Source organism: Paracoccus shanxieyensis (assembly GCF_009711265.1).
Classification (GTDB): domain Bacteria; phylum Pseudomonadota; class Alphaproteobacteria; order Rhodobacterales; family Rhodobacteraceae; genus Paracoccus; species Paracoccus shanxieyensis.
Genome location: NZ_WMII01000009.1, coordinates 122,278 through 135,313, shown reverse-complemented (window position 1 = coordinate 135,313; position 13,036 = coordinate 122,278). Strand labels below are relative to the sequence as shown.

13 protein-coding genes are annotated in these 13,036 nt (G+C 65.3%); 8 read left to right on the top strand and 5 right to left on the bottom strand.

Annotation, left to right across the window (positions count from 1 at the left end; all coding sequences use genetic code 11):
- The first annotated feature begins 13 nt into the window (after positions 1–13).
- The 6 genes from GL284_RS11325 to GL284_RS11300 all read left to right on the top strand — a co-directional run bounded on the left by GL284_RS11325 (position 14) and on the right by GL284_RS11300 (position 6,718).
- Complete coding sequence (locus tag GL284_RS11325) at positions 14–985, top strand: cytochrome c oxidase subunit II (RefSeq protein WP_155044736.1); 972 nt, start codon at positions 14–16, stop codon at positions 983–985.
- Positions 982–3,528, top strand: a complete 2,547-nt coding sequence (ctaD, locus tag GL284_RS11320) for a cytochrome c oxidase subunit I (RefSeq protein WP_155044735.1) — start codon at positions 982–984, stop codon at positions 3,526–3,528. Before GL284_RS11325 ends, ctaD begins: the two co-directional genes overlap by 4 nt.
- Positions 3,529–3,536: 8 nt before the next feature.
- On the top strand, positions 3,537–3,935 hold the full coding sequence (locus GL284_RS11315) for a hypothetical protein (RefSeq protein WP_155044734.1): 399 nt from the start codon (positions 3,537–3,539) through the stop codon (positions 3,933–3,935).
- Complete coding sequence (locus tag GL284_RS11310; protein ID WP_425274240.1) at positions 3,932–4,507, top strand: cytochrome c oxidase assembly protein; 576 nt, start codon at positions 3,932–3,934, stop codon at positions 4,505–4,507. The genes GL284_RS11315 and GL284_RS11310 overlap by 4 nt, the downstream gene beginning before the upstream one ends.
- On the top strand, positions 4,504–5,508 hold the full coding sequence (locus GL284_RS11305) for a c-type cytochrome (protein ID WP_155044733.1): 1,005 nt from the start codon (positions 4,504–4,506) through the stop codon (positions 5,506–5,508). The genes GL284_RS11310 and GL284_RS11305 overlap by 4 nt, the downstream gene beginning before the upstream one ends.
- Before the next feature lie 88 nt (positions 5,509–5,596).
- Positions 5,597–6,718: a YihY/virulence factor BrkB family protein gene (locus tag GL284_RS11300; RefSeq protein ID WP_230383029.1), complete on the top strand. Its 1,122-nt coding sequence runs from the start codon at positions 5,597–5,599 to the stop codon at positions 6,716–6,718.
- Between the two features lie 6 nt (positions 6,719–6,724).
- Here the strand turns inward: GL284_RS11300 and GL284_RS11295 are convergent, their stop codons facing one another.
- From GL284_RS11295 to GL284_RS11280, 4 genes are all read right to left on the bottom strand, one after another.
- Complete coding sequence (locus tag GL284_RS11295) at positions 6,725–7,165, bottom strand: PPC domain-containing DNA-binding protein (RefSeq protein WP_155044732.1); 441 nt, start codon at positions 7,163–7,165, stop codon at positions 6,725–6,727.
- 131 nt (positions 7,166–7,296) lie between these two features.
- Entirely contained in the window at positions 7,297–7,503 is a 207-nt protein-coding gene (locus GL284_RS11290; RefSeq protein ID WP_155044731.1) for a hypothetical protein, read from the bottom strand.
- Positions 7,504–7,524: 21 nt separating this feature from the next.
- Positions 7,525–7,731: a hypothetical protein gene (locus GL284_RS11285; RefSeq protein ID WP_155044730.1), complete on the bottom strand. Its 207-nt coding sequence runs from the start codon at positions 7,729–7,731 to the stop codon at positions 7,525–7,527.
- Between the two features lie 28 nt (positions 7,732–7,759).
- On the bottom strand, positions 7,760–9,847 hold the full coding sequence (locus GL284_RS11280; protein ID WP_155044729.1) for a catalase: 2,088 nt from the start codon (positions 9,845–9,847) through the stop codon (positions 7,760–7,762).
- Between the two features lie 210 nt (positions 9,848–10,057).
- On the opposite strand from GL284_RS11280, the gene GL284_RS11275 reads away from it, so the two are divergent.
- Together GL284_RS11275 and GL284_RS11270 are read left to right on the top strand one after the other, a co-directional pair.
- On the top strand, positions 10,058–11,779 hold the full coding sequence (locus GL284_RS11275) for an SLC13 family permease (protein ID WP_230383040.1): 1,722 nt from the start codon (positions 10,058–10,060) through the stop codon (positions 11,777–11,779).
- 106 nt (positions 11,780–11,885) lie between these two features.
- Positions 11,886–12,290, top strand: a complete 405-nt coding sequence (locus tag GL284_RS11270; RefSeq protein ID WP_155044727.1) for a DUF2177 family protein — start codon at positions 11,886–11,888, stop codon at positions 12,288–12,290.
- Positions 12,291–12,300: 10 nt separating this feature from the next.
- Here the strand turns inward: GL284_RS11270 and GL284_RS11265 are convergent, their stop codons facing one another.
- Positions 12,301–13,035: an SDR family NAD(P)-dependent oxidoreductase gene (locus GL284_RS11265; protein WP_155044726.1), complete on the bottom strand. Its 735-nt coding sequence runs from the start codon at positions 13,033–13,035 to the stop codon at positions 12,301–12,303.
- Position 13,036: the final 1 nt, after the last annotated feature.

The window sequence follows — 13,036 nt, the reverse complement described above, 5'->3', positions numbered from 1 at the left end:
GACATCGGGCGGTTTGACGGCAAAAGCGACGGTTCTTTGTGGCGCGGTGATCCTGCTTGCGGGCTGCGAGGGCAGGCAATCGGCCCTGTCGCCTGCGGGCGAAGACGCGGCCCAGCTGAAATTCCTGTTTCTTGTCATGCTGGCCGGGGCCGTGGTGCTGTGGCTGGCGCTGAACGGGATCTTTTACTACGTCACGCGCCGCCAGCCCAAGGCGTTCCGCCTGAAACATCCCGACCGGCTGATCCTTGGCGCGGGGGTGATCTTTCCCACCGTGCTGATCGGGGCGCTGCTGGTCTGGGGCCTGTCGATCATGCCGCAGCAGCGCGCCTCGGGCGACGGGCTGACCATCCGCATCAAGGCCGAGGAATGGTGGTGGCGCGTCGAATACTGGCCCGAAGGCGCGACCCAGCCCGTCATCGCCGCCAATGAGGTGCGCCTGCCCACCGGCAGCCGCTCGGAATTGCGGCTGACCGCCAATCTTTACATCCATTCGCTGTGGATCCCGGCGCTTGGCGGCAAGATGGACATGATCCCCGGACGCGAAACGGTCCTGACCCTGCACCCCGAAAAGCCCGGCATCTATCGCGGCCAATGCGCCGAATTCTGCGGGGCCTCGCACGCGCTGATGGCCTTTGAAACCGTGGTCATGCCGCCCGAGGAATTTGCCGACTGGTTGCAGGCCGAAGCCGCCCCCGCGCGTCCCGCCGCAGATCCCGCAGGCGAGGCGCTGTTTCGCGACGAGGGCTGCGGCGCCTGCCACGCGGTGCGCGGCACCGATTTCACCGGCCAGACCGGGCCGGACCTCACGCATCTGGCATCGCGCGCCTCGCTGGCGGCGGGGATCATGCAGGTCACGCGCGACGATCTGAAACGCTGGATCGCCCATACCGGCGACATCAAACCCGAGGTCGCCATGCCCGCCTATGACTGGCTGTCCGACGCGCAGCTGGACCAGCTTGCCACCTATCTGGAGGGGCTGAAATGATCGACCGCACCCCGCGCGGCCCCTATCCCCCGACCGAGGAGATGCTGTCCCAGCCCGTCCCCGAACAGATCAGCCGCGAACAGGCCGCGCGGCTGGAACAGGTCTGGAGAACCAAGACCGGCATCCGCTATCTGATGTCGGTCAACAATTCCGAGGTCGGCAAATGGTATTCGCTGACCTGCTTTGCCTTCATGCTGGTGGCGGGCGTGCTGGCGCTGCTGATGCGGGTGCAGCTGGCCTATCCGGACATGAAGTTTCTGGATGCCGACCGCTTCAACCAGTTCTTCACCATGCATGGCTCGGCCATGATGTTCCTGTTCGCCGTGCCGCTGTTCGAGGCGATGGCGATCCTGATCCTGCCCGCCTTTCTGGGCGCGCGCGACATGCCGTTTCCGCGCCTGTCGGCCTTTGGCTATTGGTCGTTCCTGATCGGCGGCGTCTTCGTGCTGGGCTCGGTGTTTTTCGATGCCGCGCCGAAATCGGGCTGGTTCATGTATCCGCCGCTGGCCACCGAGGATGAGGGTGTCGGCTCGGACATCTGGCTGCTGGGGTTGTCCTTCATCGAGATCGCCTCGATTGCCGCGGCGGTCGAACTGATCGTCGGCGTGCTGAAATGCCGCCCCCCCGGCATGCGCGTCAACATGATGCCGCTTTACGCGTGGTATGTTCTCGTCGTCGGCGGGATGATCCTGTTTGCCTTTCCGCCGCTGATCGCGGGCGATCTGCTGTTCGAGCTGGAGCGCGCGCTGGACTGGCCGTTCTTTGACCACACGCGCGGCGGCGATCCGATCTTCTGGCAGCACCTGTTCTGGATCTTTGGCCACCCCGAGGTCTATATCGTCTTTCTGCCCTCGATCGCCATTGCCGCCATGGTCGTGCCGACCGTCGCGCAGCGCCCCATCGTCGGCTATTCGTGGATCGTGCTGTCTGCCGTGGGCACCGGCTTTCTGTCCTTCGGCCTGTGGGTGCATCACATGTTCACCACCGGGCTGCCGCTGATCTCATTGGGGTTCTTTTCGGCGGCATCCGAGGCGGTGGTGATCCCGACCGGCATCCAGATCTTTGCCTTTCTTGCCACGCTGATCGTCGGGCGTGTCACCGTCAGCCTGCCGCTTCTGTGGATCGCGGGCGGGCTTGCGATCTTCACGGCGGGCGGGCTGACCGGCGTGATGCTGGCCATCGCCCCCTTCGACTGGCAGGTGCATGATACCTATTTCGTCGTGGCGCATCTGCATTACACGCTGTTTGGCGGCATGATCCTGCCGGTCATGGCGGGGATCTATTACTTCTTTCCCTTCTTCACCAAGCGCATGCTGTCCGAGCGCCTGGGCAAATGGGCATTCTGGCTGATCTTTGGCGGCTTCAACCTGACCTTTCTGCCGATGCATCTGACGGGCCTTCTGGGCATGCCGCGCCGGGTCTTCACCTATCCCGGAGATCTTGGCTGGAACACGCTGAACATGGTGTCGACCATCGGCGCCTTCATCATCGCGGCGGGCTTCGTGATCTTTACCTATGATCTGCTGCGTCCCGGCAAGCCGCGCCTTGCCAGCCGCAATCCGTGGAAGGCGGGAACGCTGGAATGGACAGATACCGTCGAGGGCGAAGATTGGGGCGTGCGGTCCATCCCCTATATCACCTCGCGCTATCCGCTGTGGGACCAGCCCGATCTGGTCAAGCGCATGGATGCGGGCCGCTATTACCTGCCCGATGCCCAAGAGGGGCTGCGGGAAACCATGGTCACCTCGGTGATCGACGCCCGGCCCGTGCAGGTCCAGCGCGTCACGGGGGATGCGTGGATCACGCTGGGCGCAGCGGCCTTCACCGGCGGCTGCTTCATCCTGCCGACCTTCCACATGTATGTTCCGGCGGCGATTTCGGGCGTGATCGCGGTTGCCTGCATCATCTATTGGCTGTGGACCTCGACCGCGCGCAAGCCGGAAAAGCAGATGAAGGATGTCGGACTGGGGCTGTCGCTGCCGACCTATGCCTCGGGGCCGGAATCGGTCGGCTGGTGGGCGATGTGGATCACCATGCTGGGCGATTCCACGGCCTTTGCCTCGATCGTCTTCGGCTTTTTCTTCTACTGGACCAGCCGCGCCGATTTCCTGCCGCCCGATGCGCTGCATGCCGATACGGGGCTGCTGGCGCTGGCGGTGGCGGCGTTGGGGCTGGCATGGGGGCTGACCTATGCCGCCCGCTTCCTGAACCGCGCGGGGCGCATCCGTGCCTGCCGCGCGGCGCTTGTGGCCGCGCCCCTGCTGGCTGCGGCGGGGGGTGCTGCGCTGGTGGCCTCGGTGATGGGGCTTTCGCCCTCCAGCCATGTCTATCCGGCGGTCGTCTGCGCGCTGGTGATCTGGACCGTCGCCCATATCGCGGTCGGCGTGCTGATGCAGCTTTACTGCCTTGCGGGCAGCGTCTTCGGCAAGATCGACCCCGACCATGACGCGGATCTGTGGAACGTCACGCTGTATTGGCATTTCCATGTGCTGACCGTGCTGGTCACCGCCGCAATCATCGGCCTTGCGCCGCATCTGTTATAAGGTCCGCCATGCCCGATATCAGCGCCCGCGAAGACCAGGAGGAGTTCCGCGACGAAAGCGCCAGCCTGTGGCGCATCGCCTTGTCGCCGACGGTCTGGGCGTTTCATTTTCTGCTGTGCTATGGCGGCGGCGCGGTCTGGTGCGCCAAGTTCGGATCGTCGCAGGGGGTGCTGTTCTTGCGGCTGTCGGTGCTTGGCCTGACCGTGCTGGCGCTGGCGATCATCCTGTGGCAGGCGCGCAGGTCCATTCAGCAATGGCACCCCGGAACGCGCGGCGATACCAGTCTGCACCAGCCCGAAAGCCGGCACCGGTTTCTGGGCCATGCGGCGCTGCTCTTGTCGATCATCTCGGGGATCGGGGTGGTCTATGTCGCCCTGCCCGCCCTGTTCATCGCGAGTTGCCAATGAGCATGCGCGGCCTGTGCATCCTTGGCGCGGCGGGGCTGTTGGCGGCGATCTGGCTGATCCCGCTGCCCGACACGGCGCGGTTTCCGCTGCATATGCTGCGGCATATGGTGCTGGTGGCGCTGGCCGCGCCGCTTCTGGTGCTGGGCTTTCCGCGTCTGGGCCGGATCTTCGCCATGCCAGCCCTGCTGGCGGCGGGGCTTGAGTTCCTGCTGGTCTGGGGCTGGCATTTGCCCGCCGCCCATGGCGCGGCCTATCGGCTGCCCGGCGCCTTCGTGCTGGAGCAGGCGACCTTTCTGCTGGCCGGTCTGTTCGTCTGGGCGGGCTGCCTGCATGGTCCGCGCCTTCTGGGGGCGGCGGGGCTTTTGCTGACCTCGATGCACATGACGCTGCTGGGGGCGCTGCTGACGCTGGCGCCGCGCGATCTTTATGCAAGCTATTGCGGCACGCCGCCCGATCCCGAAGGTCAGGCGCTTGGCGGCATGCTGATGCTGGCCATCGGCACGCCGGTCTATCTGCTGGCGGGCGTCGCTTTGGCCGCCAGCGCCCTGTCCCAACCCGAGGCTGCGACATGAAACACGTCATCGCCACATTGGCAGGACTGGCTGTGCTGGGCGCGATTGCCGGCTTGGCGGTGGTATTCTTTGGCTTGTTCGATACCTCGGCCCGGCGCGGGCATTGGGCGATCACCGACTGGGCGATGCATACGACCTTTGAAAACGCCGTCAAATGGCGCGCGCCCGCCGCGTCCGAGGTGCCGCCCGATCTGGACGACCCGGCCCTGATCGAGCTGGGCGCGCGGCATTACGCCAGCGCCTGCGTCACCTGCCACGCCACGCCCGGCCGCGATGCCGACGCCACCATTGCCGCCATGGTGCCGCATCCGCCGCAGATCCAGCAGGCGGTGAAGCCATGGCAGCCCCAGCACCTGCACTGGATCGTCGATCAGGGCGTGAAGATGACCGGAATGCCCGCCTGGCCCGCCGAGGGACGCAAGGATGAGGTCTGGGCCGTGGTGGCCTTTCTGAACGCCGTCCGCGATGGCATGACGGCCGAGGATTACACCGCTTTGACCCAGACCGGGGAACAGGGCTATTGCGCCAGCTGCCATGGCCCGGACGGCACGTCGCGCGCGCCCCGTCTGGATATCCTCAGCCCCGATTATATCGCGGCATCGCTGGCCGCGTATCGTTCGGGCGCGCGAGCCAGCGGCATTATGCAGCACGCCGCAAGCAAACTGCCCGCCACCGCCGATGCCCGGCTGGCATCTGCGATGGCCGATCTGCCCGCACCACCTCGGCCTGCCGTGACCGGCGACGCAGATGCCGGCGCGGTGCTGGCCGACCAAGGCGCGGGCGAAGTGCCCAGTTGCCTTGCCTGTCACGGCCCGCAGAACCGCAACCCCCTGATCCCCAGCCTTGACGGCCAAGGCCAAAGCTATCTGGCCGCGCAACTGCGCCTGTGGCGCGACGGCCATCGCGGCGGTGCCGCGCGCGCGCCCCTGATGGCGCAGGCCGCGCAACAGCTGACGGATGACCAGATTGCCGCACTGGCGGCCTATTTCGCGATGCGGTGAACGGATCGCTCAACTCTGCGTTGGGTCAGGAAAGCAGCCACGAAAGTTCCTGATGCCCATTGAAACAAAAGAAGATCTTCACCAGAAAATGGGACATCAAGCCGGGTCTCCGGCACAGATACCGGCCAAGGGCTGGGTGCAGATCCTGTGGCGCGTGCAATCCGAAATCACCCGCGATCATATCGGCGTCGTCGCGGCGGGCATCGCGTTTTACGGGCTGATCGCGATCTTTCCCGCGATCGCGGCGATTGTCGGCATCTCCGGGCTGATCCTTGACCCGGCCGATCTGGACGCGACCACCGACACCATCGTCGCCGTCCTGCCCCCTGATGCCGCCGCCATCATCCGCGACCAGATGGTCAAGGTCACCAGCAGCGAAACCGGCACGGGACTTGTCGCGGCATCGGGGCTGCTGCTGGCGATCTATGGCGCGATGAAGGGCGTCATGACGCTGATCGAGGGGCTGAACATCGCCTATGACGAAGAGGAAACCCGGGGTTACCTGCGGCTTTACCTGACCGGCTTTGCCATCACGCTGGCGCTGGTCGTGGGCTTTATCCTTGCCATCGGCCTGATCGTCGTGCTGCCCGCGCTGGTCGAATTGCTGCATCTGGGACCGCGTTTCGCCGCGATGGTGTGCTGGATCAACTGGCCGATCCTTGCGGTCTTCATGATGATGGGGCTGGCGATGCTGTATCGCTTCGGCCCGGCGCGGTCGGCGGCACGCTGGCGCTGGCTCAGCCTTGGCGCGGCGCTGGCGACGGTGCTGTGGATCGCGGCCTCGTTGGGATTTTCGGCCTATGCCAGCAATTTCGGCAGCTATACGGAAACCTATGGCACGCTGGCGGGGGTGATCCTGCTGCTGACATGGCTGTGGCTGTCGGCCTATGTCATCCTTGCCGGGGCAGAACTGAATGCCGAGACCGAGCAGCAGACCCTGCGCGACACCACCACCGGCGCGCCCGAGCCGATGGGCCAGCGCGGCGCGGTCAAGGCCGATACGCCGCCGCCGGATCTGCCCGACGCGGCCCCGGAGGCTTCGGGCCCACACGCTTCGGACACGGTCGCTTCGGGCCTATACGCTTCCGGCCCAAAGGCTTCGGCCCCGCCGCGCCAGCGCGATGACACCACGCCCGTGACCGAGCTTGGCCTTGCTGCCGTGCTGGCGGGCCGCGCTGTGTGGCGGATGCTCAGGGCGCCAAGACGCTGACCCGCTTCACGCTTCGGGGTCGATCAGCATCAGCCCCGAGGCCGGATCATGCCGCTTGCGCAGATGGCGCGGCTGTTCGGTCAGGATGATCTCCAGCGTCGGCCGCACCAGACCGCCTTGCAGATGCCCGGCCACCGCGCTGCCGTCACGCTTGCCCAGCACGGCGTGGACATGCAGCGCGGGCGCGCCCTTGTCATCCAGCGCGATATCGCCGGTCAGGGATGCGACCTCGGTCTGTTCCTCGACCGGGATCGGCTCATAGGTCTTGCTGCTCCAGTCGAAAAACGCCAGCGTCGCGGTCTGAAACGCGCCAATGGCCTTGAAGCTGGCGGCGCTCAGCCGCTCGGCTTTCGCAAAGGACATCAGGCACGCCATCACCTCATCGCCTTCTTCCAGAATGACGGCATAGGTTCGTTCGGCGTCGCTGTGCAGCAGTTTCGTCTTCATCGCATGTCCTTTTGGGGTAATGAAAAATGGCCTGACGCATCACGGATCTTGCCGGGTGCATCAGGCCGGTTGCGCGGGACAAGTCAGCGGGCGATGGGTCTGACGCCATCGCCCGCACTCAGCTTCGCGACCTATTCCCCGCCATTGGTGGCGCGGTCGTTCTGTCTGGCATGGCGGTCGCCCGCCTCGCGGTTTTCGCCACCGGCATTGGGCGGATTGGCGTTGTGCAGCTGCTGCGGGTTCTTGATGTTGCGCAAATTGCCCAGCTTTTCATGCTGCGCCTGTTGCTTGGTGTTGAAGTCCTCATTGGCCTTTTCGGGATCGAATTTCTGGCCCATCTGGTGTCTCCTTTCAGGGTGTCATTGTTCCGCGGGTGCCTGTCCCTCGCCCTGCTGGGCGGGCGCGCTGATGCTGGCGGGGTCTTCCTGCTGCTCATCGGCGTGCCAGAATTGCCGCAAGACGAAGATCGCCACGATCACCGCCACGACGATGGCAATGATGACGACAGCCCCCCGGCCCGCCTGACGCGGAGGCGGGGTCTGCCGATGTGGATCGGGATTGTTCATGCGGCGTCCTTTCGCTGTGGTTCGGAAATCATGCCAGATCGCGGACCTGCGGCTCGCGCGCCCAGTATCTTTGCGTGGCGGCCTTGGTCAGCCCGGCCAGATCGGTGATCCCGGCATCGGCTTTGATGCCTGCACGATCCAGCAGCGGCTGCGCGCCCGCGTCATGGCCGATGGCTTTCAGATGCGCGAAGGCGTCCGACACAAAGCCCACCGCCGCGCTGTCTTGCGCCAGTTTCTGCGCCGCATCCGTGGTCAGGACCAGCGCCACCGCGTCAAACAGCCATGACGGCGACCCCGCAAGCTGGCCATCCGCCGTCAGCGTGCCGTCCTGCAATTTCAGCCCGCCGACCTTGGGCGCGATGGTAAAGGGCGTGCCCCCGGCCTGCCGGATGTCGTCGGACAGCTTCTGGATGGCCGCATTGTCCGAGCCTGCATCGAACAGGATGCCGACCTTGCGGCCCTGCAACGTCGCATGCCAGTTCTTCTGGATCGACAGCGCATCCGAGATGTCCAGATCCGTCGCCGCCTGCGCAGACGGGGCGGCGTCGGGCAGATCCAGCGCCAGCCCCTCGGCCACGCGCTGCGCCAAGGTGTCATCGACATTGCGCAATTGCGACAGCACCCGGCGGCGGATGTGATCCAGCCCCACCTTGGACAGCTCGAACACGATGGCCGAGGCGATATGCGCCTGCTCGTTTTCTGTCTGCGAGCGCCAGAACATGCGCGGCTGGCTGAAATGGTCGGCAAAGCTTTCGGCACGCTGGCGCAGCTTTTCGCCCTCGACCCGCTGCGGCGCGGTGCGATAGCCTCTGGCCGAGGCGCGCGGGCCGCCATCCTCGCCTGCTTCGGACAGGCTGTTCGGCTCATAATTCGCCCGACCCTCTGGCACCTGCGTCTGCATCATGCCGTCGCGCATCATATTGGCATAGGGGCATTTCGGCGCATTGACCGGGATCTGGTGGAAATTCGTCGTGCCCAGCCGCGATTTCTGCGTGTCCAGATAGGAAAACAGCCGCCCCTGCAGCAGCGGATCATCGGAAAAGTCGATGCCCGGCACCACGTTCGAGGGCAGGAAGGCCAGCTGTTCGTTTTCGGCGAAATGGTTGTCGGGGTTGCGGTCCAGCACCATACGGCCGATCACGCGCAGCGCCACGACCTCTTCGGGGATGATCTTGGTCGCGTCCAGCACGTCATAGGGCAGGCTGTCGGCCAAGGCCTGATCGAACACCTGAATGCCCAGTTCCCATTCGGGGTGGTCCCCGGCCTCGATCGCCTCCCACAGATCGCGGCGGTGGAAATCGTTATCCGCGCCCTGCAGCTTGGCGCTTTCGTCCCAGACCAGCGATTGCATGCCCAGCTTGGGCCGCCAATGGAACTTGACGAACTGCGCCTGACCCGCCTCATTCACCAGCTTGAAGGTATGCACGCCAAAGCCCTGCATCATCCGGTAGCTGCGCGGGATGCCGCGATCGGACATGGCCCACATGACCGTGTGCATGGTTTCCGGCATCAGCGAGACGAAATCCCAGAACGTGTCATGCGCCGAGGCCGCCTGCGGAAAACCGCGATCCGCCTCCATCTTGACCGAGTGGATCAGGTCGGGAAACTTGATCGCGTCCTGAATGAAGAAGACCGGGATATTGTTGCCCACCAGATCCCAATTGCCCTGATCGGTATAGAATTTCGTGGCAAATCCGCGCACATCGCGCGGCGTATCGACCGAGCCCGCGCCGCCCGCGACGGTGGAAAAGCGCACGATCACCGGCGTGCGCTTGCCCGCTTCGGCAAACAGGCTGGCGCGGCTTAAATCCGGGATAGGGTCGGTGCATTCGAAATAGCCATGCGCGACCGAGCCGCGGGCATGGACGATGCGTTCCGGAATGCGTTCATGGTCGAAGTGAAAGATCTTTTCGCGCAGCACGAAATCTTCCAGCAGGGTCGGACCGCGATCCCCGGCCTTCAGGCTGTTCTGGTTGTCCGATACCGGCACGCCATGGTTCGTCGTCAGAACCTGATCCTTGCCCGAGGCAAGCTGCTGGGTTTCGCCTCCGTTGCCGGTCTCTGCGTTGCCGGTGTCTGCGTTGCCCGCGTCGTCGCGATCAAGGGAATTCGCCATCTTTTACCTTCCGGATTTGGGGTGGGTTGGCCTGCCCAAAAAACGTGCCGGCGGCGGGGCAGTTCCGTAAAGAAATGATGGCCGGGGACGATCCTGCCCATGGTCGCGGAACCTTGCAGGAAAGCTGACGTTCGATTTTCAGCAACTCGCGTCACGGATCTGCGGATGACCTCTCCTCAAATTGCTGCTTTCGCTATCATTTTCGCAATGATGGGTTTGTTTCTTTGGGGAAGGCTGCGATACGACATCGTGGCGATGCTGGCGCTGATGGCATCGCTTGCGGCAGGCACGGTCGCGCCCGAGGATGCATTTCGCGGCTTCAGCGACGATATCGTCATCATCGTCGGCAGCGCGCTGGTGGTCAGCGCCGCCGTGTCCAGATCGGCGCTGATCGAAACCGCGCTGCGCTGGCTGGTGCGCAAGCTCAGCCGGTTTCAGGTGCAGCTTCTGGTTCTGGTCGGCTCGGTCACGCTGCTCTCGGCGCTGATCAAGAATATCGGCGCGCTGGCGATGATGATGCCCGCCGCGCTGAAGATGGCCAAGAAATCCGGCAACTCGCCCTCGCGCTATCTGATGCCGATGGCCTTTGGGTCGCTTCTGGGCGGGCTGATCACCATGGTCGGCACCTCGCCCAATATCATCGTGTCGCAGGTGCGTCAGGATTTGACGGGCCAGCCGTTCAAGATGTTCGATTATGCCCCGGTGGGTCTGGGTCTGTCGCTGATCGGCATGGTGTTTCTGCTGCTGGCCTATCGCCTGCTGCCCGCCGACCGCCGCACCACCGCGACACTGGGCGAGACGGTGAATATCGGCAATTACGCCAGCGAGGCGACGGTCCCGGATGACGCGCCCGCCGTCGGCAAGACCATCGGCGCATTTCTGGGCATGGCGGATGGCGAGGTGGCGGTGACGGGCCTGATCCGCGCCGACAAGCGCCGTCAGATCACCCTGTCCGATACCGTGATCGAGGCGGGCGACATCTTGCAACTGCGCGGACAGCCCGACGGGCTGGAGCGTGCGGCCTCGGTCGGGGGGCTGTCGCTGGCGGGGCAGGACAAGGTCGAGGAACTGGCCGTCAAGACCGCCGTGATCGAGGCCGTGGTCCAGACCAGCGCCCCGGTCATCGGCAAAAGCGCAGGCGCCATGCGGCTGTTTGAACGGCACGGGGTCAATCTGGTGGCCATCGCCCGCGCCGGCCATCGCATGACCGAACGGCTGGCGCAGGCGCGGCTGCAACCGGGCGATGTCGTGCTGCTGCAGGGTCCGCTGGACGTTCTGCCCGAAACAATTACCACGCTGGGGCTGTTGCCGCTGGCCGAGCGGGAATTGCGCATCGGCTCGGTCCGGCGCGACGTGCTGCCGGTCATCATTCTGGCCGTCGCCATGGGGCTGACCGCCTTTGGCTATGTTCCCGTCGCTGTGGCGTTCTTCGGCGCCGCGCTGGCGATGATGCTGACCGGCGCGATCAGCCCCGAGGCCGCCTATGAGGCGATCGAATGGCCGATCCTGATCATGCTGGGCGCGCTGATCCCGGTCAGCGGCGCGTTGCAGACCACAGGCGGCACCGATCTGATCGGCACGCTGCTGTCGGGGCTGGCCACAGGGCTGCCCGCATGGGGTGCGGTGGCGCTGATCATGGTGGCCGCGATGGCGGTGACACCGTTTCTGAACAATGCCGCCACCGTGCTGGTCATGGCCCCCATCGCCGCGACATTCGCCGGCACGCTGGGCTTCAAGCCCGATGCGTTTCTGATGGCGGTGGCGGTCGGCGCGGGCTGCGATTTCCTGACGCCCATCGGGCATCAGTGCAATACGCTGGTGATGGGCCCCGGCGGCTATCGCTTCGGCGATTACGCGCGGCTGGGCGCGCCGCTGTCGGTTCTGGTCGTGGTGCTGGGCACGCCGCTGATCCTTGCTGTCTGGCCGGTCTGAGCGCGCGGCAATTCACCCGCCCGCAGAAATGCCATGCGGAAAGGTGATCCGAACCGCCGCGCCGCGCGTAGTCTGTGCAGTGAGGTCACAAAGGGCGGGGACGACCATGGCACAGATGCTTTTCCTTTACGCGGTGACGGCGGCGGTCTTTCTGGGGCTGGACATGCTGGGCATCCGCTACATCGTCCGCCCGGTCTTTGACACGCATGTCGGGCATCTGCTGGCGCAGCCCTTGCGGCTGGGTCCGGCGGCGGTCTTTTATCTGCTTTACGTCGTGGGGCTGCTGATCTTTGTGTCATGGCCCGCGCTGAAGGCCGGGTCACCGTTGCAGGCGCTGGTCTTTGGCGCGCTGCTGGGGGCGATGTGCTATGGCACCTATGAGATGACGAACTATGCCACGCTGGCCGACTGGTCGTGGCAGCAGGTCATCGTCGACGGACTGTGGGGCACATTCCTGACCGGCTTTGCGGCATGGGCCGGGGTGGCCGTGGTCAGCGGTCGGCTGACCTGATGCCCGGCCCTCAACGCAGCAGCCGCGCCGTCAGCCGCAGCGACAGGCCGTAAGGCAACGCCCGCAGCAGCTTGACGCCCCATGTGAAGCGTTTCGGGAAATGCAGCTCGAACGCCCGCGTCTGCAGGCCACGGATCACCGCCTGCGCCGCCTGTTCGGGCGTGATGATCGCGGGCATCTTGAAGCGGTTCTTTTCGGTCAGCCGCGTCGCCACGAACCCGGGCGAGACCAGCCGCACATCGACGCGCGGCGCAAGCTCGGCGCGCAGGGTTTCGGCCAGATTGGCCACCGCCGCCTTGGTCGCGCTGTAGGGCTGGCCGCTGGGCAGGCCGAAATACCCCGCGACCGAGCCGAACAGCACCAGTTGCCCGCCATCGCGCAGCAAGGGCGGCGTCAGGCGCGCCACCTCGAAACTGCCCAGCAGATTGACCGCGACCAGCTTTGCGGTGGCCTCGGGGTCCAGATCCGCGACGCGGCCCGGATCATAAAGCGCGGCGGTGCAGATGACGGCATCAAGGCTGCCGGGCGGGATCGTCGCCACCACATCCGCCAGCGATTGCGGCTGAGCCAGATCCAGCACCGCAACCCGCGCATCGCCGCATTCCGCGGCCAGCTCAGCCAAGGCCGCACCATTGCGCGCCGACAGGATCAGTCGGGCACCTTCGCGTGCAAAGCCCCGCGCCAGCGCCGCGCCGATGCCGTCGCTGGCGCCGATGATCCAGATTGTCTTGCCTGAAAAGCCCATG

Bases quoted from the DNA above. Each gene is read 5' to 3' on its own strand.
- GL284_RS11315 (WP_155044734.1), top strand. From the start codon at position 3,537: ATGCCCGATATCAGCGCCCGCGAAGACCAGGAGGAGTTCCGCGACGAA.
- GL284_RS11275 (WP_230383040.1), top strand. From the start codon at position 10,058: ATGGGTTTGTTTCTTTGGGGAAGGCTGCGATACGACATCGTGGCGATG.
- GL284_RS11310 (WP_425274240.1), top strand. From the start codon at position 3,932: ATGAGCATGCGCGGCCTGTGCATCCTTGGCGCGGCGGGGCTGTTGGCG.
- GL284_RS11295 (WP_155044732.1), bottom strand. From the start codon at position 7,165: ATGAAGACGAAACTGCTGCACAGCGACGCCGAACGAACCTATGCCGTC.
- GL284_RS11265 (WP_155044726.1), bottom strand. From the start codon at position 13,035: ATGGGCTTTTCAGGCAAGACAATCTGGATCATCGGCGCCAGCGACGGC.
- GL284_RS11270 (WP_155044727.1), top strand. From the start codon at position 11,886: ATGGCACAGATGCTTTTCCTTTACGCGGTGACGGCGGCGGTCTTTCTG.
- GL284_RS11285 (WP_155044730.1), bottom strand. From the start codon at position 7,731: ATGAACAATCCCGATCCACATCGGCAGACCCCGCCTCCGCGTCAGGCG.
- ctaD (WP_155044735.1), top strand. From the start codon at position 982: ATGATCGACCGCACCCCGCGCGGCCCCTATCCCCCGACCGAGGAGATG.
- GL284_RS11300 (WP_230383029.1), top strand. From the start codon at position 5,597: ATGGGACATCAAGCCGGGTCTCCGGCACAGATACCGGCCAAGGGCTGG.
- GL284_RS11305 (WP_155044733.1), top strand. From the start codon at position 4,504: ATGAAACACGTCATCGCCACATTGGCAGGACTGGCTGTGCTGGGCGCG.
- GL284_RS11290 (WP_155044731.1), bottom strand. From the start codon at position 7,503: ATGGGCCAGAAATTCGATCCCGAAAAGGCCAATGAGGACTTCAACACC.
- GL284_RS11280 (WP_155044729.1), bottom strand. From the start codon at position 9,847: ATGGCGAATTCCCTTGATCGCGACGACGCGGGCAACGCAGACACCGGC.